Genomic DNA, 24,334 nt, shown 5'->3' with positions numbered 1-24,334 from the left:
GTTTCGCTTGTCCTTTGGAAGGCCGGGCAAGGCAGCAGATTTCGCGAGAAGGCTTGTACTGAAATGCAGATTGTCGAGACCACAAACGAAGGGCTGAAGCGGGCCTACACCATCACGATCACCGCCAGCTCGATTGCCCAGCGCGTCGAAGGCGAAGTGAAGAAGATCGCTCCGCAGGTGCGCATGCCCGGTTTCCGCCCCGGCAAGGTCCCGGCGAACCTGGTCAAGAAGATGCACGGCCCGGCGCTCCACCAGGAAGCGCTCAACACCTCGATTCGCGAGGCGATGGACAAGCTGGTGGCAGATCACAAGCTGCGCCCCGCGATGCAGCCGGCCGTCTCGCTCGGCGATGGCTATGAGGAAGGCAAGGACGCCGAACTCACCGTTTCGCTCGAAGTGCTGCCCACCATCGAGGCGCCGAGCCTTGACGGCCTGAAGCTCGAAAAGCTGGTTGTGCCCGTGGCCGATGAGGCCGTGGAAGAAGCGGTGAAGAACATCGCCGCTGGCGCCAAGACCTTCACCGATGCCAAGAAGGGCAAGAAGGCCGAGAACGGCGACCAGATCGTCGTCGATTTCGTCGGCAAGCTCGATGGCGTGGAATTCGAAGGCGGTGCCGCTCAGGATGCGGCCATCGAACTGGGCGCCGGCCGCTTCATCCCCGGCTTCGAGGAACAGCTCGTCGGCGTGAAGGAAGGCGAAGAGCGCACGATCACCGTGACCTTCCCGGAAGACTATCCGGCCGCCAACCTCAAGGGCAAGGAAACCACCTTCGACGTCACCGTGAAGGCGGTGAAGGTGCCGGGTGAAACCAAGATCGACGACGATTTCGCCAAGAGCCTGGGCCTGGAAAGCCTCGAACTGCTGCAGAACCTGCTGCGCGGACAGCTTGAGCAGGAAACTGCCGGCCTGACCCGCACCCAGATGAAGCGCCAGCTGCTCGACATCCTGGCCGCCGGCCACGATTTCGACGTGCCGCCCTCGATGGTCGAGGCCGAGTTCTCGCAGATCTGGGCCCAGCTGACCCAGGAAGCCCAGGGCGAGGAAGACCCCGAAGCCGCGCTGAAGGAAATCGAGGCCGAGAAGGAAGACTATCGCACCATCGCCGTGCGCCGCGTCCGCCTTGGCCTGCTGCTTTCGGAAATCGGCCAGGCGAACGGCGTGGAAGTCACCCAGCAGGAAATGAACATGCTGGTCCAGCAGGCTGCCCAGCAGTATCGCCCGGAAGACCGCCAGCGCTTCGTCGAATACATCCAGCAGGAACCGCTCGCCGCGGCCCAGCTGCGCGCGCCGCTTTATGAAGACAAGGTTGTCGACTTCCTGTTCGACAAGGCCGAAGTCACCGAGCGCACCGTGACCAAGGAAGAGCTGCAGGCCGCGATCGAGGCCGAGGAAGCTGCCCCGGCTCCGGCCAAGGGCGCCAAGAAGGCTCCGGCCAAGAAGGCCGCCAAGGCTGACGAAGCTGCTCCTGCTGCCGAGGAAAAGGCCGAGAAGCCCGCCAAGGCCAAGAAGGAAGCCGCTCCCAAGGCTGGAAAGCCCGCCAAGGAAGCCGCCGAGAAGAAGGCTCCGGCGAAGAAGGCTGCGGCCAAGAAGTAAGACGGCGGTCCTGCGGGACCGGCTAGAAACAAGTGGGGCGGCGCGGTTGCGTCGCCCCTTTTGTTTGGTCCGGCAGGATCAGCGGATGGTGAAGGCCCGGCGCACGCAGAGGGCGAGGTCGTCGGCAACCGAATCGAGTGTCGAACCGGCAAGGCCGATGCGGATCACGCGGCCAATCCACTGCGGCGCGCCGGCGACGAGGGCAATGAAGGCGTCGGGCGAGACTGCGGGGATACGGCCCGCCTGCACATGCGGCACGGCCCATGCGAGGCCGCGTTCGACACCGATATCGTAGAACGGCTTGGTGTCGTCGGCATATCTTGCGATCCACTCGGATGCGTTGACATCCGACATGAAAGCCGCCGCGCCGGGTTCTTCGCGCTGGAAGGCAAAGGAAGCGCGCACCGCCGCTTCAATCCCGTCATGCGGATCGTCATGTACAACCATGGCGCTGATGACCCGGTCCCAGAATTCGACCCGTACTTCGGAGAATACGGCGAAGGCGATATCTTCCTTCACCTTGAACTGGTGGAACAGGGCACCGTTGGATACGCCGGAGATGCGGCAGATTTCGGCTACCGATGTCTTGTCGATGCCCTTTTCAAGGAACAATGACCGCGCTGCGGAAACGATCTTCGCCCGTGTTACTTCGGACTTTTTGTGCTTCATGGACAGACGTTTAGCGCAAGATGTTGCGCCATGCAAAGCGCCAGCCGCCGATTTGCATCGTTTTAAGACACCGGTCCCACGATGATACACCGGCGCGGGGTTTCCTTACGCCCTTGGGGCGACGCGGCGGTAGCTCAGCGCTTCGGCCACGTGGATGCGGCTGACGGTTTCGGCACCGGCAAGGTCGGCGATGGTGCGGGCCACGCGCAGCATGCGGGTATAGCCGCGCGCGGAAAGCCGCATGGCTTCTGCCGCCTGCAGCAGCAGCTTGCGTCCCGGCTCGTCCGGGGTGGCGACCGCATCGAGGCCTTCGCCGTTCAGTTCGGCATTGGTCCGAGCACCGGTAGCATCGGCGCGCGCCGTCTGGATCGCGCGCGCGGCGGCCACCCGGGCGGCCACTTCGGCGCTGCCTTCGGCGGGCGGGGGCAGGGCAAGATCGGCGGCGGAGACGGGGTCGACCTCGACGTGAAGGTCGATCCGGTCAAGCATGGGGCCGGAAACCTTGCTCTGGTAATCGGCGGCGCATTTGGGTGCGCGGCTGCAGCCCAGCGCCGGATCGCCCAGGTGCCCGCAGCGGCACGGGTTCATCGCCGCGACCAGCTGGACGCGGGCAGGGAAGGTGACATGGGCATTGGCACGCGCCACCGTCACCTCTCCGGTTTCGAGCGGCTGGCGTAGCGAATCCAGCACCGCGCGCTGGAATTCGGGCAATTCATCAAGGAACAGCACGCCCAGGTGGGCAAGGCTGACCTCGCCCGGGCGGACCCGCAGGCCGCCGCCGGTAAGCGCGGCCATCGATGCCGAATGATGCGGCGCGCGGAACGGGCGGGCGCGGCTGATCCGCCCGTCTTCTAGCGTGCCGGCCACCGATGCCACCATCGAAACTTCCAGCGCCTCTGCCGGGGACAGTTCGGGCAGGATGCCCGGCAGGCACGATGCCATCAGCGACTTGCCGGCCCCCGGCGGGCCGATCATCAGCAGGTTGTGGCCGCCGGCCGCGGCGATTTCCAGCGCGCGCTTGGCGGTTTCCTGCCCCTTTACCTGCCGCAGGTCAGGCCCGCGCGCGGGCGGTTCGGCCTCTCCTGGCGGGGGCGGTGCGAGCACTTGCGTGCCTTTCAGGTGATTGAGCAGCGAGACCAGATCGGGCGCGGCGATGATCGGAACGCCGGCGGCCCAGCCGGCTTCTGCCCCTTGCGCGGCGGGGCAGATCAGGCCCTTGTCCTCACCCGATGCGTGCAATGCCGCCAGCAGCACGCCGGGGGAGGAGATGATCCGCCCATCGAGCGCCAGTTCCCCCACGGCGACATATTCGGCCAGTTGCTCGGCATCGGTCACGCCCATGGCGGCAAGCAGGGCGAGGGCGATCGGCAGGTCGTAATGCGATCCTTCCTTGGGCAGGTCTGCCGGGGAGAGGTTTACCGTGATGCGCTTGGGCGGCAGCGACAGGCCCATCGAGGAAAGCGCCGCGCTGACACGCTGGCGGCTTTCGCCCACGGCCTTGTCCGGCAGGCCGACGACATGGAAGCCGACCATGCCGGGGGCGACCTGGCACTGCACTTCGACCGGGCGCGCCTCAAGCCCCAGGTAAGCGACGGTGGATACCAGTGCGACCAATTGCCCCTCCGCAGGAATACGTAAGTGGTTGATGCAGCAGGGCGCGCGCGGTGTCGAGACTTTGCCGCCGGATTGGGGTCAGTTGTGCCGCAAGGCCCGGCGGCAACCGGAAGTTAACGATTTCCTTAAGCAATCCCGCAGGGCGCAGCCGGGCATGGTGATCGCACGATGCGCCGCCTTGCCTGCCTTTTCCTTGCCCTTGCCGCCACGCTTGTGAGCCCCGCCCATGCGCGTCCGTCCCCGCGCGCGGTGGTGGTCGAGGACGTGATCGTCGAGCAAGTGGTGGTCGAGGAGGTCGCCGGCGAGGGCGGCTCCAACCGCTTCGTTTCGGCAAGGCCGGCGGCGATCCCGCAGGGCATTGCCCGCTTCGGCCCGTTCCGCGTGATCGATGGCCGGCGCGCCGCGCTGGTCGATGTGACCGACGGACGCAGCCCCGCCGCCTTTGCCGCCATGTTGGCCGCCTATCCCTCGATTGCCGAGCTGCAACTGGTCGATTGCCCGGGCACGCTGGACGATACGGCCAACCTGCGCCTTGGTCGCATGATCCGCGCGCGGGGCGTGGCAACGCACGTTCCCTCGGGCGGCTCTGTCCGCTCGGGCGCGGTGGAACTGTTCCTTGCCGGCAAGCGCCGCAGCGCCGAGCCGGGGGCCGAGTTCGCCGTTCACGCCTGGGAAGACGAGGACGGCCGCCATCCCGGCGATTTCGCCAAGGATGCGCCGGTAAACCTCGCCTACCTTGCCTATTACCGCGAAATGGGCATGAGCCCCATCGAAGCGCGTGCCTTCTACGACATGACCAACGCCGTGCCGCACCACGATGCCCGCTGGCTGAACGCCGCTCAGATGGGGCAGTGGGTGAGGCTGGATTCGTGATGGGTGCGCCAATCGCCTCGGTGATGCCAGGAAAAGCCGGATGCCTTTTCCGCACTGCCGAAAGGCAGACAAGCAGTTGACTCGATCCGGGCGCTCCGTTAGGGGCGCGGCTCCGAATTCTGGGCCGATAGCGGTCCGAGCATGATTCCAGAGGTTTTGAAATGAAGCGCACGTTCCAGCCCAGCCGCCTTGTCCGCGCCCGCCGTCACGGCTTCCGCGCCCGCACCGCGACCGTTGGTGGCCGCAAGGTGCTTCGCGCCCGCCGCGCGCGTGGCCGCAAGAAGCTTTCTGCCTGAGCGAATCAGTGAAGCTGCCGGTTCTTTCCCGGCGCTCCGATTTCCTGGCTGCAAACCGGGGCTTGCGCGTAGCACGCCCCGGTTTTGTTTTGCTCGCGCGCCCCAATGACCTGGGCGAAATCCGCTTCGGCATCACCGTTACCAAGAAGATCGGCAACGCCGTTGTCCGCAACCGCATGAAGCGGCGGTTCCGCGAACTGCTGCGCGATGCGCTGCCCGCAGAAGGGCTGCCCGGGCACGATCACGTGCTGATCGGCCGCGAAGGCGGGGTGGAGCGGGACTTTGCCCTGCTGCGCAAGGAGCTTTCCGCCGCACTCTCGCGCGCGGCAGAGGGCAAGGGCGATCCGCCGCGCAGGCCCCGGCCGGCAAAGCGGTGAAGCGCCTGCTGATCCTGATTGCGCGGGGCTGGCAACTGGGGCCTTCGCGCGTGCTGCCGCCCACCTGCCGCTACAGCCCGTCATGCTCGCAATACGCCATCGAAGCGCTGGAAAAGCACGGCGCGATTCGTGGTGGATTGCTGGCGATCAAGCGTCTATTGCGCTGCCATCCCTGGGGGGGACATGGGCATGATCCGGTGCCTTGAAGGCCCGGGGGCAATGCCTATCTGAAGGCGCATAAAACAAGGTTCTAGGGACAGTCGTGGAAAACCAGCGCAATCTCATCATGGCAGTCGTGCTTTGCGCGCTGCTCCTGTTCGGCTGGGATGCGGCCGTTTCCTACTTCTATCCGCACGCCAACAAGCCGGTCGTGGCAGCCAGCCCGACGCCGGCAGCACAGTCGGGCGAAAAGCCGTCGCGCGATGGCGGCCTGCTTTCCGCTGCCGACCGCGCCGCCGAAGCGCGCGACCTGAAGACGGCGCTGGCCACGCCGGGGCGCATCGCCATCGCCGCGCCGGGCCTTTCGGGCTCGATCAATCCGGCCGGCGCGCTGCTTGATGACCTGGTCACCAACCGCCACCAGAACCAGGAACGCAACGGGGCAGAGCGGATCTTCTCGCCCGTCGGCACGCCTGCCGAACATTATGCCCAGATCGGCTGGGACGGCCAGAATGTCGAGCTTCCCGGGCCGAACACGGTATGGACTGCGCCCGCCGGTGCCAAGCTGACGCCGGAAACGCCCGTCACGCTGACCTGGACTAATGCCGCGGGCATGGCCTTTGCGATCACCTACAAGATCGACAAGGATTACATGATCAGCGCCGATGCCTCGGTCGCCAATCGCGGCGCGGCACCGGTCACGGTCACGCCGTTCGCCCGCCTGGGCCGCACCAGCAAGACCGCCAGCCTCGATACCTGGAACATCCATTCCGGCCCGTTCGGCGCCTTTGACGAGAAGGTCTCGTTCGACGCCGACTACGAAGACCTTGCCGAGCTGCCCGGCGGCCTGCAGGTGAACGAGGGTAAGGCCAACTGGATCGGCTTTACCGACATCTACTGGATGTCCGCCCTGATCCCCGGCAAGGAAACGGCTTCCACCAATTACCGTTCGCTGGGCGGCCAGCTGTTCCAGGCGAACATGTTCTACAAGCCGGTTGCTGTCGCGCCCGGACAGTCCGCGGGCGTTTCCACCCGCCTCTTCGCCGGTGCCAAGGAAGGCGACGTGCTCGCCGCCTACGAAAAGACCGGCATCGCCAAGTTCAGTCTGGCGATCGACTGGGGCTGGTTCCGCTGGTTCGAGGAGCCGATCTTCTGGCTGCTCAAGAAGCTGTTCAGCCTGGCCGGCAACTTCGGCGTGGCCATCATCCTGCTGACCCTGATCGTGCGCGGCATCATGTTCCCGATCGCCCAGCGCCAGTTCACCTCGATGGCGGCGATGAAGGCGATCCAGCCGAAGATGAAGGCGCTGCAGGAACGCTACAAGGACGACAAGCAGAAGCTGCAGGAAGAAACGCTCAAGCTCTACAAGAGCGAAGGCGTGAACCCGCTGGGCGGCTGCCTGCCGATCTTCCTGCAGATCCCGGTGTTCTTCGCGCTCTACAAGGTGCTGACGCTCGCCGTGGAAATGCGCCACCAGCCCTTCGCGCTGTGGATCAAGGACCTTTCCGCCCCCGATCCGCTGCACGTGCTCAACCTGTTCGGCCTGCTGCCGTTCGAGGTTCCGGGCTTCCTGGGCATCGGCGTGCTGGCGATCCTGCTGGGCGTGACGATGTGGGCGCAGTTCAAGCTGAACCCGGCATCGCCCGATCCGGTGCAGCAGCAGGTCTTCGCGATCATGCCGTGGATGATGATGTTCATCATGGCGCCGTTTGCCGCCGGCCTGCTGATCTACTGGATCACCTCGAACCTGCTTACCATCCTGCAGCAGTGGTACCTCTATTCGAAGCACCCGCAGATGAGGGCGATGGTCGAGAAGGAGCGGGCCGACGTGCTCGCCGCGAAGAAGAACAAGCAGTGAGCGAAGACGATAGCGGCGCGCTGGTCGAAGAGGCGCGCCGCCTCTTTTCCGGCCGCGTCGAATTCCTGCTGTCCGCCCCGGCGCTGAAGTTCCTGCCCGAGCCCACCGTGCCCGAGGTAGCCTTCTGCGGCCGCTCGAACGTGGGCAAGAGCTCGCTGCTCAACGCGCTTACGGGCCGGCGTTCGATCGCCCGCACCTCGGTCACCCCGGGGCGCACGCAGGAGCTCAACTTCTTCGAAGTCGGCAGTCCCACCCAGTTCCGGCTGGTCGACATGCCGGGCTATGGCTTTGCTAAGGCCCCGCCGTCCGTGGTGGAGAAGTGGCGGCGGCTGGTGCGCGATTTCCTGCGCGGCCGCGTGGTGCTGAAGCGCACGCTGTTGCTCGTCGATGCGCGGCACGGGGTGAAGCCGGTCGACCTCGAGATGATGAAGATGCTCGACGAGGCGGCAGTCGGCTATCGCGTGGTGCTGACCAAGGCGGACAAGATCAAGGCCAGCGAACTGGAAGCGGTGCTGGCTAGCACCCAGGCCGAAGCGCGCAAGCATCCCGCGGCCTTTCCGGTGGTCCACGTCACGTCGTCCGAAAAGGGCATGGGGATCGAGGAACTGCGTGGGGCGCTGCTGGCCGACGCCCGCACTTAGGGCCTATTTCGCGAACAGCTGGCCGATATCGGCAAAGGCCTTGATCTCGATGGCATTGCCCGAGGGATCGCGGAAGAACATCGTCGCCTGCTCGCCCACTTCGCCCTTGAAGCGGACATAGGGCTCGATCTCGAACCGCACGCCCGCCTGCCGCAGGCGTTCTGCCAGCGCGTGCCATTCGTCCATCGCCAGCACCAGCCCGAAATGCGGCACCGGTACGCCGTGGCCGTCCACCGGGTTGGCCCCGGCATCGGCGGAGCTTTCCCCGACGCAATGGGCGACGATCTGGTGGCCGTGGAAATCGAAGTCGATCCACGCATCGCTGCTGCGCCCTTCCGCGCAGCCCATGACGCCGCCCCAGAAGGCGCGCGCCTCTGCCAGGTTGCGGACGGGAAAGGCGAGGTGGAACGGCGGCAGGCTCATGCCCCGCCTTGTGCCGCCCCCGCGCAGGGACTGCAAGCGGGCAGGGCGGCGCGGCCCCCTGTTCAGTCTCGACAGTGTCAAACTGAACGGTTACGCCTGACAGCATGAAGCTCATCATCGGCAACAAGAATTATTCCAGCTGGTCGCTGCGCGGCTGGCTGGCGGCCAAGCAGTCGGGTCTGGCGTTCGAGGAAATCCTCGTGCCGATCCACACCGATGACTGGCAGGAGCAGAAGAAGGCCATGGGCGAGGTTGCCCCCAGCCACGGCAAGGTGCCGGTGCTGTGGGATGGTGATGCCGTGGTCTGGGACAGCCTGGCGATCCTTGAATACCTGGCCGACAAGGTGGGCCGCGACCGGTTCTGGCCCAAGGCAGACGATGCCCGCGCCATGGCCCGTTCGATGGTCGCGGAAATGCATTCCAGCTTTTCCGCCCTGCGCGCCGAATGCACGATGAACATCCGCCGCCGCATCGAAGGCCACAAGATCAGCGACGATGCCCGCGCCGATATCGTCCGCATCCTCACCCTCTGGGCAGAGGCGCGGGCGCGTTTCGGCAAGGGCGGGCCGTTCCTGTTCGGCACATTCTGCGCGGCAGACATCTTCTTCGCCCCGGTGGTCAGCCGCTTCGTTACCTATGGCATCGGCGTGCCCGGCTTTGCCCAGGCCTATATGGAAGCCGTGTGGGAGCATGAATGGCTGCAGGCATGGGTTGCCGCTGCCGAGGCAGAGGACTGGGTGATCGAACAGTACGAGGTGCCCGCAAAGTGATCCGCGCAGTTTCCGTTGTCTTCGCCGCCGCCGCGCTGCTGTTCAGCCCCGTGGCCATGGCCTGGGGCGAATATGGCCACCACACGGTCGCCTCCGTGGCGTGGGAGAATGTCCGCCCGCAGACCCGCATTGCCGTGCGCCAGTTGCTGAAGGCGGAAAAGGGGCTGGCGACACCCGGCTGCCGGGTCCGCTCCATCGAGGAGGCGGGATACTGGCCCGACTGCATCCGGTCGCAGTCCTGGCGCTTTGCCTATACCTTCCCCTGGCATTACCAGACCGAACCGGTGTGCAAGGCCTATGACGTCAAGGCCAATTGCGCCAACGGCAACTGCGTGACCGGGCAGATCGAGCGCAGCCGCAAGGTGCTGGCCGACAAGAGCCTGCCCGCGGCCGAACGCTTGCAGGCGCTGGCCTTCCTTGTCCACTTCACCGGCGATCTGCACATGCCGCTCCATTCGGGCGACAATTACGACCTCGGCGGCAACCAGGTGAAGGCGACCTATGGCGAAGCGCCAGTGTGGAACCTGCACAGCCTGTGGGACGGGCAACAGGCGGAACGCTCCATCTCGTCCGCGCAGCCGCCGCTGGTGCGCCGCTATTCGGCGCAGGAGCGCGCCGCGCTGGCCGGGGGCACGCTGGCCGACTGGGGCCGCGAAAGCTGGGATCTGGCCCGGCGCGTCTATACCCGCGCCTTCGGTCGCAGCCCGTGCGACGGCAAGGCGCCCGAGAAGATCGTCTGGACCAACGAGATGATCGCCGAATTCGTCCCCGAAGGGCAGCGCCGCATCAGCCAGGCCGGGCTGCGGCTGGCCGACCTGCTGGACGAGGCGCTGGCCCCGCGCTGATCGTCAATAAGGCGTGCCGTCCTTGTGGCGGTACACCTGGTTTTCGTCCCACATCATGTCGATGTCGGGATAGGAACCATGGGTGCGCTTGCCGCCATCGACGCAGATGAACGAGCATTCCTGATCGCTTTCGTTGATCAGGTGGTGGCCGTTTTCCACCCCCGCAGGCCAAATGCAGATGTCGCCCGGGCGCAACAGGGTGCGGCCCTCGTCCTCTACCAGCACGGCTTCGCCCGTCAGCATCACCAGCAATTCATCCTCGCTGGCGTGCCAGTGCCGCTGCGATGACCAGGCGCCCGGCTTCAGCACGACATGGCTCGCCCCGATGGCGTTCAGCCCGGTTGCCGGGGCAAGGCGGCGATACCAGCGCCCGGCGACCGCGGCATCGAAGGGCGCGGGATAGCCGGTGCGGTTGGTCTGTTCGATCGATTCAAGGTCAATGCGGGGCATGGGCTCGCTCCTTGCTGCGCCTGCCCGGACTGTGACCCAGTCAGCCACCATTTCCAAGCGCCGCGAAACCCTCTAAGCGGCGGCGCATGATCGATGTCGTCGAGCTTACCGAAGCGCTGATTGCCTGTCCCAGCGTCACCCCCGCCACCGGCACGGTGTTCGATTGCCTTGAACAGCGGCTGCAACCGCTGGGCTTCGAGGTGCACCGCGCGCTGAGCGGGGAAGCGCCCGACGGCCCGGTGGAAAACCTTTTCGCGATCCGCCGCGGACCGGCGGGCAGCCGCCACTTCGCCTTTGCCGGTCACCTCGACGTGGTGCCGCCGGGCGAGGGGTGGACGAGCGGCCCCTTCCTGCCCGAACGGCGCGGCGATCTGCTGCACGGGCGCGGCGCGGTGGACATGAAGGGCGCGATTGCCGCGATGATTGCCGCGGTGGAGCAGGTGCCGGCAGAAGCGGGCACGATCAGCCTGATCTTTACCGGGGACGAGGAAGGCCCGGCAAAATACGGCACGCTGGCGCTGATCGACCATATGCGCGCCACCGGGCAGGTGCCGGACATGTGCCTGGTGGGCGAGCCGACATCGGCCCACCGGCTGGGCGATACGATGAAGATCGGCCGGCGCGGTTCGGTGAACATCTGGCTTGAGGTCGAAGGGCGCGAAGGGCACGTTGCCTATCCGCACCTGGCAGACAATCCCGCGCCGCGCATGGTCGCCATGCTGGCGGAACTGGATGCACTGGTGCTGGACGAGGGCACGGACTGGTTCCAGCCATCGAACCTGGAAATCACCGACATCGCCATCGGCAACCCGGCGACCAACGTCATCCCGCCCAAGGCCAGTGCGCGCATCTCGATCCGCTTCAACGACCTGCACACCGGCCAGTCGCTGGCAGACCGTGTCAGCGCCATTGCCGCGCGCCACGGCGGAACGGCGCGCCCGGTGATCTCGGGCGAGGCCTTCCTCACCCCGCCGGGCGAATTCTCGGCAATCATCGCCGCCGCCGTAGAGGCCGAAACCGGGCTGGTGCCGGAAGCCTCGACCACCGGCGGCACGTCCGATGCGCGTTTCCTCAAGGCGCTGTGCCCGGTGATCGAATTCGGCCTGTGCAACGCAACCATGCACAAGCGCGACGAGGCCGTGGCCATGGCCGACCTTGAAGCATTGGCGCGGATATATGCCCGCGTAGCGAAGGCGGCGCTGGCGGGCTGACCCCTGCCAAGTCCGCTGCAATCGCGCGGCGGAAAAACGCAAGTGACCGGGCCGCCCGGCCAAGGCGCATTGCCAGCTTGGCCGCGCCCCGTTAGTCTCACCCGCAACAATCTTTCACTCGGGGGAAATGGGCGCGATGGACCGGCGGCTGACACTCTATATCCTGATCGGCATGGTGCTGGGCGTGGTCGTCGGGCAGGCGCTGCACCTCATGGTTCCTGCCGCCATGATCAAGGCCGAGATCGCCCCCTGGCTCAAGCTGCTGTCCGACATCTTCCTCAACCTGATCAAGATGCTGGTCGCGCCGCTGGTGCTTTCCACCATCGTTGTCGGCATTGCCCATATGGGCGACAGTACGGCGCTGGGCCGCATCGGCTTTCGCGCGCTGGCCTGGTTCATCACGGCCAGCCTGATCTCGATCGGGCTGGGCCTCGTCATGGTCAACCTGCTGCAACCGGGTATCGGCGCGCCGATCCCCGATGCCGCCGCCGCCGCCAAGACCGTGGGCGAGGTGAAGGAGCTGAAGGCGACCGAGTTCATCCTGTCGATCTTCCCCAAGAACGCCTTCGATGCGATGGCGACCAACAACATCCTGCAGATCCTGGTCTTCTCGATCTTCGCCGGCGTTGCGCTTTCGGCCATCGGCGAAAAGGGCAAGCCGCTGGTGCGCGGCGCCGATGCGCTGGCGGAAATGATGCTGCAGATCACCGGCTACGTCATGCGCTATGCGCCCGTTGCGGTGTTTGGTGCGCTGGCCAATGTCGTCGCGGCATCGGGCCTCGAAATCCTCAAGACCTACCTTGAGCTGCTGCTGGAGTTCTATTTCAGCCTTGCCCTGCTCTGGGTGATCCTGCTGGGCATCGGGGCGGTGTTCCTTGGCCGCCGCATCATCACCCTGATCCGCTACATCCGCCAGCCGATGATGATCGCCTTCTCGACCGCGTCGAGCGAGGCGGCGCTGCCCAAGATGTTCGAACAGCTCGACCGCTTCGGCGTGCCGCGCCGCATTTCGGGCTTCATGCTGCCGCTGGGCTACAGCTTCAACCTCGATGGCTCGATGATGTACATGAGCTTCGCGACGATCTTCATCGCGCAGGCCTATGGCATCGACCTGTCGATCACCACGCAGATCATGATCCTGCTGACCCTGATGATCTCGTCCAAGGGCATTGCCGCGGTGCCGCGCGCCAGCCTGGTGGTCATCACCGGCACGCTGGCCATGTTCGGCCTGCCGGTAGAGGGCGTGGCGATCATCCTGGCCATCGACCAGTTCCTCGACATGGGCCGCACCGCCACCAATGTCGTCGGCAATGCGGTCGCCACTTCGGTCATCACCAAGTGGGAAGGCATGCTCGAGGTGGAGGAGCCGGAATTCGTCGAACACCCGCACGCCCCGGCGCATACCGTCGCATCGGGACGCGCCGGGCTGGAGCTCGACGAATCGAACTTCAAGAGCTGAGGGCTATTTCGCCAGTTCGATCGGCTGGAACTTGCCCAGCCCGCACGAGGCCCCGCGCTGGAAGCCGCTGCCGAACTGGTAGAGCACGTGGATCACGTCCACGCTGCACAGCTGGCTGAGCGAGGTCTGGTAGGAAAAGGCGTTCGCCGATTTCAGCCCCGGGCAATCCTGCGGCAGGGTCACGCGCCAGCCGCGGGTGCGGTCGCGCATGAAGTCGATCGTGCGATCATCGCGAATGTGGCTGTCGCGCAACTGGGTAAGGGGAACGCAGCTTTCCGCAGGGCCGGTTTCGCGCGCAGGCGGCACCGGGTTGCGGCCGGGCTTCGAGGCAAGCGGGCTGGTGGTAGCAAGCCCGGCGAAACCTGCGATCAGCGCTGCGGCGGCAAAGGGCATGGTCCGGCGTTTCATGGTTCGCTCCTTGAAAACGAGTCGCCCCCTGCGCGGTACTATGCCTTGGACTTGCCGGGTTTCTCAAGCACCTTGGGCTTGTAGGCGCACAGGTCCACCACCGGGCAGCGCCAGCATTCGGGCGTGCGCGCCTTGCAGATGTAGCGGCCGTGCAGGATCAGCCAGTGATGCGCGCCGACGCGGAAGGGCTGCGGCACCTTCCTGTCGAGCTGCTTTTCCACCGCCAGCGGGGTCTTGCCCTTCGCCAGCCCGGTGCGGTTGCCGACCCGGAAGATGTGGGTATCGACCGCAAAGGTTTCCGCCCCGAAGGCGCTGTTCATCACGACATTGGCGGTCTTGCGGCCAACGCCGGGCAGGGTGGTCAGCACGTCGCGGTCCGCCGGCACCTCGCCGCCGAAATCGCGCACGAGGATTTCGGACAGGGCAATGACGTTCCTGGCCTTTGAATTGAACAGGCCGATGGTCTTTATATGCTCCTTCAGCCCTTCCTCACCCAGCGCGACCATCTGTGCGGGCGTCTTCACCTCGCGAAACAGCGCGCGCGTTGCCTTGTTGACGCCAACGTCGGTCGACTGGGCCGAAAGCACGACCGCGACGAGCAGCTGATAGGTGTTGCCCGATTCCAGCTCGGTTTCGGGCGAGGGGTTCAGCTCGGCCAGCCGGCGGAAGAATTCGAAGACATCGTCCTTCTTCAAAGGACCGCTCCTTACAGGCCGAGCACTTCGGCCATGGTGTAGCGCGCGGCCGGCTTGCCCAGCAGCCACTGCGCCGCGCGGATCGCGCCCTTGGCGAAGATCATGCGGTCTTCGGCGAGGTGGGAGAGGGCAATGCGTTCGTGATCGCCGAACAGGTGGACGGTGTGATCGCCCGGAACCGTGCCGCCGCGCAGGCTGGCAAAGCCGATGGCGCCGCTCTGGCGTGCGCCGGTGATGCCGTCGCGCCCGCGCTCACTGCTGGCGGCAAGGTCAATTCCCCGGCCCCTGGCCGCAGCCTCGCCCAGCAGCAGCGCGGTGCCCGACGGCGCATCCACCTTCATGCGGTGATGCGTTTCGACGATTTCGATATCCCAGTCCTCGCCCAGCCGCGCCGCCGCTTCCTGCACAAGGTGGGCAAGCATGTTGACGCCAAGCGAGGTATTGCCGGTCTGCAGCACGGCCGTGCGTTCGGCGGCATGATCGCACAGGAAGTGGTGCCGCTCCTCAAGCCCGGTGGTACCGACGACGATGGGAATGCCCGCCGCCGCTGCCGCATCGAGGTTCGCCTCGAGCGCGTGGGGGCTGGAAAAGTCCACCAGCACGTCGCTCGTGCGGGCGAGGGCCAGCGGATCGCCGCCCTTGTCGATCCCGCCGGACAGGGTCTCGCCTGCCGCCGCGATGGCCCGGGCCAGCGCCTGCCCCATGCGTCCTTCGCTGCCGATAATGCCGATGCGTGCCATTGAAACTCCCCTGAAGGACGTGCTTCATGGGCGACATGACCCAATTCCGCAATATCGTGATCCTTACCGGCGCGGGAGTTTCCGCCGAAAGCGGCATCGATACCTTCCGGGACGGGGGCGGATTGTGGGAGCGGCACCGGGTGGACGACGTTGCCACGCCCGAGGCCTTTGCCCGCGACCCCGGCCTCGTCCAGCGGTTCTATGACATGCGCCGCGCCGCGATTCAGGAAAAGGTGCCGAACGCGGCGCACATGGCGCTGGCCCGCCTTGACCAGGCCTGGCCGAAGAAGGGCATGGGCCGCACGGTCACGCTGGTGACGCAGAACGTCGATGACCTGCACGAGCGGGCAGGCGCCAGCGTGATCCACATGCATGGCGAACACCTGAAGGCCTGGTGCACCCTGTGCGACACCCGGTCCCACTGGCGCGGCCCGCTGATCGATGGGCCGCCGTGCCCCGCCTGCGGCGCGCGGGCGTTGCGGCCCGATGTCGTCTGGTTTGGCGAGATGCCCTATCACATGGACCGCATCCACGCGGCCTTGCGGAGCGCGGACCTGTTCGTTTCGATCGGGACGTCCGGCGCGGTCTATCCGGCGGCGGGCTTCGTCCAGTCGGCCCGCGATCTGGGCGCGCGGACGCTGGAGCTCAATCTTGAACCCTCGCAGGGATCGCGCTGGTTCCACGAAACGCGGCTGGGGCCGGCGAGCGAGCTGGTGCCGGAGTGGGTCGAGGAAATGCTGGCGGGCTGAGGCCCGGCGACGCTGACGCCGCCGGGCCGCCGGATCACACCGCTTCGGCGTGCTTCTTGAACATGGCGTTGACATCGCCCGAGGTGATGGCGCGCTTCTTGTCGCCCTGGTTTTCGGGAGCCGCGCCGCCGGTGGACTTCACCGTGGTATCGACGCCCTTGGCCGCCGCCTTGGCGCGCAGGGCCTTCACCGTCAGCTCTTCCTTGGGGATCTGGCCGAACATGTCGAAGCGGTAGAGGCTCATCGCGTTCTTGTGGGTGATCTTGTCGATCACCTCGTCCGAAAGCTGGCTGACCGAGCGCCACAGCACTTCAGGAGCATTCGGCCAGGGCGCGTCGGAGTGCGGGTAATCGACTTCGTAGCAGACCTTGTCCTCGCCCAGCGCGTCGAGGTTGCGGCAGCCATAGGCATCGTCGATGAAGCACGAATAGAAGTGTTCGTGATAGACGTCCGAAGGCTTCTTGCCCTTGAGGTAGGTATCCGAATGGGTCCATGCCGAGTGCTGTTCGTGCGCATAGTCAGCGCGTTCGAGCAGGTAGGGGATCCAGCCGATGCCGCTTTCCGACATGGCGATCTTCAGCGGATAGCGGTGCAGCGCTTCAAGGTGCAGCCAGTCGGCAAGGCCGATCGAAACCGACATCGGCATGGTCGTGATCCACGCTTCGATCGGCGATTCATCGGTGGCGTGCGGGCTGGGGTTGCCCGCGCCGATGTGCAGGTTGATCGTCATGTCGGTATCGGCGCAGGCCTTCCACAGCGGTTCCCAGTGCGGGTTGTGGACCGAAGGCAGGCCGCGCTTGGTCGGGTTCTCGTTGAACGAGACCGAGGTGCAGCCGAGCTTGGCCAGGCGGTGGATTTCCGCCACCGTGGCGTCGATGTCCCATGCGGGCAGGATGCCGTTCATGATGAAGCGGCCGGGGTGGGCCTGGCACCACTGGTACCAGTGATAATCGTTGTAGGCCTGGACGTGGTTGACGGCATAGGTCTTGTCCGGCGCGTTGCAGAACATCAGCCCGTCGAGCCCGATCAGGGTGCCGAAGTTGAGGCTGGCGGCAATGCCGTTGACGTCCATGTCATCCACGCGCGCCGCCGGATCCCAGCAGCCGCGGCGCAGCTGGTCGAGGCTGGTCGGCTCCATGCCGTATTCTTCCTTGGGCCGCCCGACCACGCCGTTGAGCGCGACCGAGGCCATCTTGAGCCCCTGGTAATCCCAGTAGTTCGAACCGTTCGACTTCTGCTTCATCTGCGGCGCCGAGGCGAGCGCCGGGCCGGAAAGGTGGTGCGTGAACAGATCGCCGGGTTCGCTGATGTGATCGTCAACGCTGATGATCACCATGTCTTCCATTTGCATCGCAGGGACTCCCAATTGGCAGGACCGCGCGGGGCGCGGCTTTACCTTGCCACTGTTCCGGGAAGCGGCCGGGAAATCCTTGATGCGAATCAACTGCAACGGCGCGGCGGCATCGCAAAGGCGATGGCGGCGGGGTTCAGGCGGCTGAGCAGCCCCGGCATTCGGCGTCGCGCGGCACGCGGATCGTCCGCAGCGAAGGGGCAAGGCCATCGAACAGCTGGAGCTGGCCCCACTGCGGATCACCGAAGGCGGCGTGGCCGGCAAGGATCACGCGGATCGCGCTCATCGCGGCATAGGCGCCGATCATGCCGACCATGGCCCCCAGCACGCCATCGGCGGCGCAGGTATCGCAATCTTCGGCATCGAAGGCATCGCCCACCCAGCAGCGATAGCAGGGCTGGTCGGGCAGGTGGCCGGCAAAGTTCGCCACCTGGCCCTGGAAGCGGCCAAGCGCGGCGCTGGTCAGCGGCACGCCCAGCTTCACGCAGCTGTCCGAGACCGCGAGGCGGGTCGCGAAGTTGTCACACCCGTCGAGTACAAGGCTGGCACCCCCGCCGAGGACCCGCGCGGCGTTGTCCATCCCGACACGTTCCACGACCGCGCGGGCCTCAATCGCGGGATCGAAGCGGGCCACCCATTGCGCCGCGACCTCTGCCTTGGGGCGCCCGATATCGGCCGGGGTGAAGATCGTCTGGCGCTGGAGGTTGCTGGCATCGACCACGTCATCGTCGATCAGCGTCAGCCGGCCGACGCCGGCACCGGCAAGGTATTGCAGCGCGGGCGATCCGATGCCGCCGCAGCCGACCAGCACGACATGGGCCTGTGTCAGCGCAACCTGTCCGGCGCCGCCCACTTCGGGCAGGACGATATGGCGGGCGAAACGGTCGAGGCGGTCAGGGGCGAGGGTCATCGCCTGCCGCCTAGCACTAGCCCTCCATCTGCTCCAGCGTCTTGCCCTTGGTTTCCTTCACCATGCGCTGCACGAAGAAGAACGAGATCAGCGCGCAGGTGGCGTAGAAGCCATAGGCGGTGGACAGGCCCAGGTTCTTGAGCGCCCAGGGGAAGCTCGACGAGATCGCGAAGTTGGCGGTCCACTGCGCGAAACCGGCGACGGCGAGGGCGCTGCCGCGCATCTGGTTGGGGAACATCTCGCCCAGCAGCACCCACATCACCGGGCCCCACGAAAGGTTGAACAGCGCGGCGTAGGAAATGGCGGCGATGAAGGCCAGCGTGCCCATTTCCGGAGGCAGGACGAGCCTTCCGTCGATGATCGTCCCTTGCGTGAAGGCAAAGGTCATCAGCCCCAGCGTTATCGCCATGCCCAGCGAGCCGATCAGCAGCAGCGGCCGGCGCCCCACCTTGTCGATCAGCAGCAGCGCGACGATGCAGGCGCCCACCGAAACGGCATCGTTGATGACCTGGGTGGTGAAGGCCTGCTGCTCCGTAAAGCCCACCGCCTCCCACAGCATGATGCCGTAATAGAACACCACGTTGATGCCGACGAACTGCTGGAACACGGCAAGGCCGATGCCCACCCACACGATGGTGCGCCACTTGCCGGTGGCCGGATCTTTCAGGTCGGCCATGCTGGGCTGATGATCGGTGGCGAGCGAATCCCTGATCTCCTGCGCCACGCGATCGGCCTCGTCCGGGCCGAACAGGCGGGCGAGCACGGCGCGTGCTTCGTCCATGCGGCCCTTGGCGACAAGGTAGCGCGGGCTTTCCGGCACGAAGAGCAGCGAGACGAGGAACAGCAGGGCCGGCACGGCCTGCACCCAGAACATCCAGCGCCAGGCGGGGAAGCCCCAGATCTCGTTGAGCGAGGAGCCGGCGAAGCGTTGCAGCATCATGTTCGATGTCGCCGCGCCCAGCAGGCCGGTGATGATCATGATCTGCTGGATCGACGACAGCCGCCCGCGCAGGTGCGCCGGGGTGACTTCCGAGATATAGGCGGGCGACAGCACCGATGCCGCGCCCACCGCCGCACCGGCGAGGAAGCGCGCCGTGGCAAACGAGATCGCGCTGCTCGCCGCCCCGGCCCACAGCGCGCTGAGGATGAACAGCACGGCGGCCGAAAGCATGACCCAGCGGCGGCCCTTGAGGTCGGCCAGCCGCCCGGCAAGGAAAGCGCCGAGCGCGCAGCCCGGCAGCAGCGAGCTGGCCGTAAGGCCAAGGTTCGCCTCGTCGAGCCCGAAGGTGGTCGCAAGCCCGCGCGTGGTGCCGTTGATCGCGCCGGAATCGTATCCGAACATGAACCCGCCCAGCGTCGCCACCGCGACGATCAGGCCGATGAAGCCCAGATTTGCCTGCTTTTGTGCCGAAGTCATCCCCGCCCCCGATATTGGTCTTGCCAGTTGACTAGCAAATGGCGTGCGGGCGGCAACTGTTATGTTTGCGCGAACATTGCCGGGGCCGAAAAAGCAACACGCCCGAACCGCGAAGGGATCGGGCGTGCTGCGTTCGGTTCGGCTTGCCGGCGGCGCACCGCCGGCAGGCGCGGCTCACTTCGGGGTGAAGCGGATGCCGCCGTCGAGGCGGAAGAGCTGCGCGTTGATGTAGGAATTGCGCGCGATTTCCATCGCCAGGCTGCCGAATTCGGCGGGCTCGCCCAGGCGCTTGGGGAAGGGCACGGCCTTTTCCAGGTTTTCGTAGATCGCCGGGGCCTTGGCCTTGACACCGAGCATCGGCGGCGTGGCGAAGGTGCCGGGCAGGATGGCGTTGACGCGCACGCCCACGTCCATCAGGTCGCGCGCCATCGGCAGGACCATGGCGTTGACCGCGCCCTTGCCGCCGCCATAGGCGACCTGGCCGATCTGGCCATCCTGCGAGGCGACCGACGAGGTCAGGATGATGCAGCCGCGCTCACCATCTTCGTTGAGCGGTTCGGAATTGGCCATGCCCAGCGCGGCGATCGAGGCGACGCGGTAGGTGGCGGTGGCGATGCCTTCCATCGAGCGGGCGAAGCCTTCGGTGGCGGCGCGCTTGTAGCAGTTGTTTTCCTTGTCCCAGCCCACGGTCTTGCCGCCGCCGGCAACCATGGCGCAGTGGATCACGATGCGTTCCTGGCCATTGGCGGCACGGGCCTTTTCGAAACCGTCGAGCACGGACTGTTCGTCCATGATGTTGACGTTGCAGAACACGCCGCCGACTTCCTTGGCGATCGCTTCGCCGGCTTCCTCGTTGATGTCGAAAATGGCGACCTTCACGCCTGCTTCGGCAAGGGCGAGGACGCTGGCGCGGCCAAGGCCGGAAGAACCGCCGGTAACGACGGCAGCGATGGAATTGTCGATCTTCATGGCGTGTTTCCCTCGAAATCGGTTGATCGGCAAATGCCATTAGGCCGTGACACGGGGCTGGCAATGGTCTGGCCAGTGCCCGCGCGCAGTTATCGTCGGCGCGGTGCATTGCGACAATTCGCGACTTGCCCCGCAGGGCTCATCCGTGTTCAGCCAAGTGACAGTCGCGGCCGGATAAACGGCGCGGACAGACGCTAACAAGAACAAGGCGGGGATTGATGAATCGCAAGGGTTTTTTCCGGGGCCGTGTGCTGGGCACTTCGCTGGCGGTGCTGGTAGCCTCGATGGCATGGCAGCAGGCCGGGCAGGCCGCATCGGACACTTCGGCGGCCGCACCGGCAGCCAGCACGGCACCGGCGGACATCTCCAAGATGTCGAAGGAAGAGATCGACACGCTGATCTATGAACGCCAGCAGGCGATGATCCAGCTGGAAAAGGATGCCGACCTGCTGGGCGATATCGTCGCCGGCCTCGCGCCTGCCAGCAAGCTGGCGGAAACCACCCGTTCCATCGCCGACAGCGCGAAGGAATCGCACACCCTGTTCCAGATGAAGATCCCCGGCGGGCGCACCAAGGCAGAGGCCTGGTCGAACTGGGCCGACTATTCTAAGCGCATGGACCACTTCGTCACCTCGACCGAGGCGATGGCCAAGGTGGGCGCAACCGGCAATGTCCAGGGCGTGCTCGGCATGCTGGGCGATGCCCTGCAGTGCAAGCAGTGCCACGAAGTCTATCGCGAGCCGAAGAAGACCACCTGATCCGGCTTCCCCCTTCCGGACGGGAAGGGGGATCGCCTCAGGCCGCGATCACCACAGGCGCGCGCGCTTTTCCGCCGGGATGTACATCTTGTCGCCCGGCTTGACGCCGAAGGCCTTGTACCAGTCGTCGATGTTGGCCAGCGGGCCGAGTACGCGGAAGCGGCCGGGGCTGTGCGGATCGGCCGTTACCTGGCTGCGCAGCGCATCCTCGCGGCTCTTTTCGCGCCAGACCTGCGCCCAGGCGAGGAAGAAGCGCTGTTCGCCGGTCAGCCCGTCGATCACCGGGGCTTCCTTGCCGCCCAGCGACTTGCGATAGGCATCGAGCGCCACGGTCAGTCCGCCCAGGTCGGCGATGTTCTCGCCCATGGTCAGGTCGGGATTGACGAACAGGCCGGGTGCCGCCTCGAACTTGGCGTACTGGTCGCCGAAGACCTTGGCTTCCTTCACGAACTTGTCGTTGTCTTCCTTCGTCCACCAGTCGCGCACCGCGCCGGTGGCGTCGATCTTGCGGCCCTGGTCGTCGAAGCCGTGGACGATCTCGTGGCCGATGACGCCGCCGATGGCGCCATAGTTCACCGCATCGTCAACGCCCATGTCGAAGAAGGGTGCCTGCAGGATCGCCGCGGGGAACACGATCTTGTTCTCCAGCCCGCCGTTATAGGCGTTGATCGTCTGCGGGTTCATTGCCCACTTCTTGCGATCGACCGGCTTGCCCAGGTCCGCCAGCGTATAGGCGGCATCGAACAGCCCCGCGCGCTTGACGTTGCCGTAGAGGTCGCCGGCATCGATCGTCAGGCCGGAATAGTCCCGGAACTTATCGGGATAGCCGACCATCACGTCCATCCGCGCCAGCTTTTCCAGCGCCGCCGCCTTGGTCGGCGCGCCCATCCAGGCGTTGGCCTTGATGCGGTCGGCCATGGCCAGCTTCAGGTTGGCGACCAGCGTTTCCATCTCCGCCTTGGCGGCGGGCGGGAAGTGCGCCTTGACATAGTCCTGCCCGAGCAGTTCGCCCATCGAGCCATCGACCTGCGCCACGGCCCGCTTCCAGCGCGGCAGGATCGATTTCACGCCGGAAATCGTCTTGCGGTACTGGAACCGGCTTTCGACCATGCGGCGGCCAAGATAGGGCGATGCGCCATCGGCGATGTGGAACATCTGCCAGGCCTTCAGCACGTCGAGCGGGGTCTTGTCATAGATCCCGGCGATGTCGCGGATCGCGGTCTTTTCGGAAACGATCATGCGCTTCTGGGCGGGCACGCCCGCGCCTTCCCACAGGGCGGTCCATTCGATGCCGGGCGCCCATGCCGTCAGTTCCACGCTCGACATCGGGTTGTTGACCTTGTCGACATCGCGGCGGTCCGCAGCCGGCCACGACTTTTCGGCGATCGCGGTTTCAAAGGCCATGACCTTGCCCGCCATGGCCGCGGCATTGGGCTCGCCCAGGGTGGCAAGGGTGCGCGCGATATAGGCGCGATAGGCGGCGCGCTGCGGCGCGAAATCCTTCTTCAGGTAATAGTCGCGCTCGGGCATGCCGATGCCGCCCTGGTAGATCCACAGCACGTTCATGCCCGGATCGGCGGTGTCCGCCTCTACCGACCAGTCGAACGGAGCCATGCCGAAATCGCCGCGCGTGGTGCCCATGAAGCGGGCAAAGTCGCGCTTGGTGGCAATCGCGCGGACCCGTGCCACATCCTCGAGCAGCGGCTTGTTACCGCGCGCCTCGATGGTCTTTTCGTCCATGAAACTGGCGTAGAAGGCGCCGTACTTGGTGTCGGCGCCCTTCGTGATCAGGTCGCGCAGGTGGGCCTGGGTGCGGTCGAACAGTTCAAGGAACGATCCGATGCTCGCCCGGTCCGCCGGGATCGGCGTGTTCGCCAGCCACTTGCCCGAGGCGTGGCGCTCAAAGTCGTCGCCCGGCTTCACCGCCGTATCGCGATAATCGAGCGCGAAGCCCCATTCGCCGTACTTGCCGGTCTTGGCCGGATCGCTGGCTGCGGTGGCAGCAGGCGCGGCAGCGGCAGCGGGAGAGGAGGTCTGCGCCGAAACGGCAGCAGGAAAGGCAAGGGCCAGCGCGGCAGCGCTGGCAAGCAGGATGGCAGGCTTCATCTGGTTCCCCATGAAACGATCCGGCCCTGCCTCGCGCGCAGGCGATAACGAGTCAATGCCGTTGGTGGAGGGGTGAGGGCGGTTGGTGGAATGGGGTGAGTACTACTCAGGCAAGAACCCTAGTGCATATACCTGCGGGCGCAGCTTGTCCCCCAGCGCGGCATAGGCGGCCTTGAACCGGGTGAAATCGGTGACCTCGTTTTCCTGATTGGCTTCGAGCGCCTTGCGGACCTGATACCAGCCGGCATCGGCGCGATTGAGTTTCAGTTCGTCGCGGATCTTGCGGGCAAATTGAGTGGCATGGAAGCGGGACCATAGCTTGCGCCCTTCATCAAGCACGGCCTGCGCCTCGGGTGAGAAGGCCATGCCCGCCATGTGGCGCACCATAAAGTCGCTTTCGAAACGGTCTTTCGCGCCAACCTCTGCCTCAGTGAAGGGGATGAAGTGATTGACCAGCGACCATGTCCGGTCGTTCCATTCGAGGCCATCGGCCCCGGCGGAGAGGTTGCTGCCGTTGAACAGCATCCAGATCAGGCAATCGGATTTGAACTCTTCGGTGAGCGGCTGGCTGGGTTGGAGGAACTGGTCACGGTCGTTGAGCCATGTTGGTTTGATAAGGCGGCGGACGGAAAAGACGATCGCGGCTTGCCAGAGGTTCTTAGTCGTAACGAAGAAGGCGCCAGCGTTTCCATATCCCGACGAGAGCAATGCCGTTCCCGAAGAAGCGTGTTGGAGGTCGTTACCAAATACAATCATGCTCCCGATTGCATCGTCAGCCCATTTGTCGCCGCGAACATCTTTCGTGCTGCTCGTAGGAGTGAAGACGTTCTTGAGAGGCAATGCATCTTGACGGTTGGAGCGAGGTCTAATGATCCACTCAGAAAGCGGAAGCCCCGGTGACGTGACCCCCTGATTTTCCTCCACGAGCGATTAGAGTCTGGCCTGAAGGAAGGACAGACGATGAAGCGTGCAAGGTTTTCAGAAGAGCAGATT

At 65.6% G+C, this 24,334-nt stretch carries 26 protein-coding genes; 13 read left to right on the top strand and 13 right to left on the bottom strand.

The features are described 5' to 3' along the window. The first annotated feature begins 63 nt into the window (after positions 1 to 63). Positions 64 to 1,593: a trigger factor gene (gene tig, locus C0V78_RS13160; protein ID WP_101798390.1), complete on the top strand. Its 1,530-nt coding sequence runs from the start codon at positions 64 to 66 to the stop codon at positions 1,591 to 1,593. 78 nt (positions 1,594 to 1,671) lie between these two features. Here tig and C0V78_RS13155 read toward each other — a convergent pair whose 3' ends face one another. Next, on the bottom strand, positions 1,672 to 2,262 hold the full coding sequence (locus C0V78_RS13155) for a TetR/AcrR family transcriptional regulator (RefSeq protein WP_101798389.1): 591 nt from the start codon (positions 2,260 to 2,262) through the stop codon (positions 1,672 to 1,674). Positions 2,263 to 2,367: 105 nt separating this feature from the next. Then, entirely contained in the window at positions 2,368 to 3,876 is a 1,509-nt protein-coding gene (locus C0V78_RS13150) for a YifB family Mg chelatase-like AAA ATPase (RefSeq protein ID WP_101798388.1), read from the bottom strand. A gap of 168 nt (positions 3,877 to 4,044) precedes the next feature. Here C0V78_RS13150 and C0V78_RS13145 point away from each other — a divergent pair, with 168 nt between their 5' ends. The 6 genes from C0V78_RS13145 to yihA all read left to right on the top strand — a co-directional run bounded on the left by C0V78_RS13145 (position 4,045) and on the right by yihA (position 8,080). Beyond that, a complete protein-coding gene (locus C0V78_RS13145; protein ID WP_101798387.1) occupies positions 4,045 to 4,749 on the top strand; it encodes an alpha/beta hydrolase in 705 nt (234 codons plus the stop codon). 161 nt (positions 4,750 to 4,910) lie between these two features. Beyond that, on the top strand, positions 4,911 to 5,045 hold the full coding sequence (gene rpmH / locus C0V78_RS13140) for a 50S ribosomal protein L34 (RefSeq protein ID WP_039388288.1): 135 nt from the start codon (positions 4,911 to 4,913) through the stop codon (positions 5,043 to 5,045). 8 nt (positions 5,046 to 5,053) lie between these two features. Beyond that, positions 5,054 to 5,422: a ribonuclease P protein component gene (gene rnpA / locus C0V78_RS13135; protein ID WP_371514445.1), complete on the top strand. Its 369-nt coding sequence runs from the start codon at positions 5,054 to 5,056 to the stop codon at positions 5,420 to 5,422. Then, the gene (gene yidD / locus C0V78_RS13130) at positions 5,419 to 5,628 is read left to right on the top strand and encodes a membrane protein insertion efficiency factor YidD (RefSeq protein ID WP_101798386.1); all 210 of its coding nucleotides are present in this window, start codon (positions 5,419 to 5,421) and stop codon (positions 5,626 to 5,628) included. The genes rnpA and yidD overlap by 4 nt, the downstream gene beginning before the upstream one ends. 56 nt (positions 5,629 to 5,684) lie before the next feature. After that, entirely contained in the window at positions 5,685 to 7,439 is a 1,755-nt protein-coding gene (gene yidC, locus C0V78_RS13125; RefSeq protein WP_101798385.1) for a membrane protein insertase YidC, read from the top strand. Beyond that, positions 7,436 to 8,080, top strand: a complete 645-nt coding sequence (gene yihA, locus C0V78_RS13120; RefSeq protein ID WP_101798384.1) for a ribosome biogenesis GTP-binding protein YihA/YsxC — start codon at positions 7,436 to 7,438, stop codon at positions 8,078 to 8,080. The genes yidC and yihA overlap by 4 nt, the downstream gene beginning before the upstream one ends. A gap of 3 nt (positions 8,081 to 8,083) precedes the next feature. Here yihA and C0V78_RS13115 read toward each other — a convergent pair whose 3' ends face one another. Next, positions 8,084 to 8,503 (bottom strand): VOC family protein, encoded by a 420-nt coding sequence (locus C0V78_RS13115; protein WP_101798383.1) that lies wholly within the window; start codon positions 8,501 to 8,503, stop codon positions 8,084 to 8,086. 104 nt (positions 8,504 to 8,607) lie between these two features. Between C0V78_RS13115 and C0V78_RS13110 the strand changes: the two genes are divergently transcribed. Both C0V78_RS13110 and C0V78_RS13105 read left to right on the top strand, forming a co-directional pair. Further along, a complete protein-coding gene (locus tag C0V78_RS13110) occupies positions 8,608 to 9,273 on the top strand; it encodes a glutathione S-transferase family protein (protein ID WP_101798382.1) in 666 nt (221 codons plus the stop codon). Continuing rightward, positions 9,270 to 10,118 (top strand): S1/P1 nuclease, encoded by an 849-nt coding sequence (locus tag C0V78_RS13105; protein ID WP_254049945.1) that lies wholly within the window; start codon positions 9,270 to 9,272, stop codon positions 10,116 to 10,118. The genes C0V78_RS13110 and C0V78_RS13105 overlap by 4 nt, the downstream gene beginning before the upstream one ends. A gap of 3 nt (positions 10,119 to 10,121) precedes the next feature. Here C0V78_RS13105 and C0V78_RS13100 read toward each other — a convergent pair whose 3' ends face one another. Further along, positions 10,122 to 10,568, bottom strand: a complete 447-nt coding sequence (locus C0V78_RS13100) for a cupin domain-containing protein (RefSeq protein WP_101798381.1) — start codon at positions 10,566 to 10,568, stop codon at positions 10,122 to 10,124. An 86-nt stretch (positions 10,569 to 10,654) separates the two neighbouring features. Between C0V78_RS13100 and dapE the strand changes: the two genes are divergently transcribed. Together dapE and C0V78_RS13090 are read left to right on the top strand one after the other, a co-directional pair. Continuing rightward, entirely contained in the window at positions 10,655 to 11,779 is a 1,125-nt protein-coding gene (gene dapE / locus C0V78_RS13095) for a succinyl-diaminopimelate desuccinylase (RefSeq protein ID WP_101798380.1), read from the top strand. A 136-nt stretch (positions 11,780 to 11,915) separates the two neighbouring features. Next, positions 11,916 to 13,238 carry a dicarboxylate/amino acid:cation symporter gene (locus C0V78_RS13090; protein WP_101798640.1) on the top strand — a complete coding sequence of 441 codons (1,323 nt, stop codon included), beginning with the start codon at positions 11,916 to 11,918 and terminating at the stop codon, positions 13,236 to 13,238. A 3-nt stretch (positions 13,239 to 13,241) separates the two neighbouring features. On the opposite strand, the gene C0V78_RS13085 is transcribed toward C0V78_RS13090, so the two are convergent. From C0V78_RS13085 to dapB, 3 genes are read right to left on the bottom strand one after another with little or no spacing between them, the layout of a single operon-like run. Beyond that, positions 13,242 to 13,646, bottom strand: a complete 405-nt coding sequence (locus C0V78_RS13085) for a hypothetical protein (RefSeq protein WP_173843450.1) — start codon at positions 13,644 to 13,646, stop codon at positions 13,242 to 13,244. A 38-nt stretch (positions 13,647 to 13,684) separates the two neighbouring features. After that, positions 13,685 to 14,341 (bottom strand): endonuclease III, encoded by a 657-nt coding sequence (gene nth, locus C0V78_RS13080; RefSeq protein WP_101798378.1) that lies wholly within the window; start codon positions 14,339 to 14,341, stop codon positions 13,685 to 13,687. A gap of 11 nt (positions 14,342 to 14,352) precedes the next feature. Next, complete coding sequence (gene dapB / locus C0V78_RS13075) at positions 14,353 to 15,081, bottom strand: 4-hydroxy-tetrahydrodipicolinate reductase (protein ID WP_101798377.1); 729 nt, start codon at positions 15,079 to 15,081, stop codon at positions 14,353 to 14,355. 35 nt (positions 15,082 to 15,116) lie between these two features. Between dapB and C0V78_RS13070 the strand changes: the two genes are divergently transcribed. After that, complete coding sequence (locus tag C0V78_RS13070) at positions 15,117 to 15,830, top strand: NAD-dependent deacylase (protein ID WP_101798639.1); 714 nt, start codon at positions 15,117 to 15,119, stop codon at positions 15,828 to 15,830. 34 nt (positions 15,831 to 15,864) lie between these two features. Here C0V78_RS13070 and C0V78_RS13065 read toward each other — a convergent pair whose 3' ends face one another. From C0V78_RS13065 to C0V78_RS13050, 4 genes are all read right to left on the bottom strand, one after another. Further along, entirely contained in the window at positions 15,865 to 17,181 is a 1,317-nt protein-coding gene (locus C0V78_RS13065) for an amidohydrolase family protein (RefSeq protein ID WP_101798376.1), read from the bottom strand. Between the two features lie 136 nt (positions 17,182 to 17,317). Beyond that, positions 17,318 to 18,091 (bottom strand): HesA/MoeB/ThiF family protein, encoded by a 774-nt coding sequence (locus C0V78_RS13060; RefSeq protein ID WP_101798375.1) that lies wholly within the window; start codon positions 18,089 to 18,091, stop codon positions 17,318 to 17,320. A gap of 16 nt (positions 18,092 to 18,107) precedes the next feature. Next, positions 18,108 to 19,523 carry a sugar porter family MFS transporter gene (locus C0V78_RS13055; RefSeq protein WP_256385689.1) on the bottom strand — a complete coding sequence of 472 codons (1,416 nt, stop codon included), beginning with the start codon at positions 19,521 to 19,523 and terminating at the stop codon, positions 18,108 to 18,110. 159 nt (positions 19,524 to 19,682) lie between these two features. Beyond that, positions 19,683 to 20,477, bottom strand: a complete 795-nt coding sequence (locus C0V78_RS13050; RefSeq protein ID WP_101798373.1) for an SDR family oxidoreductase — start codon at positions 20,475 to 20,477, stop codon at positions 19,683 to 19,685. Between the two features lie 218 nt (positions 20,478 to 20,695). Here C0V78_RS13050 and C0V78_RS13045 point away from each other — a divergent pair, with 218 nt between their 5' ends. Then, positions 20,696 to 21,235 carry a cytochrome c gene (locus C0V78_RS13045; protein WP_101798372.1) on the top strand — a complete coding sequence of 180 codons (540 nt, stop codon included), beginning with the start codon at positions 20,696 to 20,698 and terminating at the stop codon, positions 21,233 to 21,235. Positions 21,236 to 21,283: 48 nt separating this feature from the next. Here C0V78_RS13045 and C0V78_RS13040 read toward each other — a convergent pair whose 3' ends face one another. Together C0V78_RS13040 and C0V78_RS13035 are read right to left on the bottom strand one after the other, a co-directional pair. After that, positions 21,284 to 23,341: a M13 family metallopeptidase gene (locus C0V78_RS13040; protein ID WP_173843448.1), complete on the bottom strand. Its 2,058-nt coding sequence runs from the start codon at positions 23,339 to 23,341 to the stop codon at positions 21,284 to 21,286. A gap of 102 nt (positions 23,342 to 23,443) precedes the next feature. Continuing rightward, positions 23,444 to 24,181 (bottom strand): hypothetical protein, encoded by a 738-nt coding sequence (locus tag C0V78_RS13035; RefSeq protein WP_216822197.1) that lies wholly within the window; start codon positions 24,179 to 24,181, stop codon positions 23,444 to 23,446. Positions 24,182 to 24,334 lie beyond the last annotated feature (153 nt).

The organism is Novosphingobium sp. TH158 (assembly GCF_002855555.1).
Classification (GTDB): Bacteria; Pseudomonadota; Alphaproteobacteria; order Sphingomonadales; family Sphingomonadaceae; genus Novosphingobium.
This window is presented reverse-complemented; position numbering and strand designations above follow the sequence as displayed.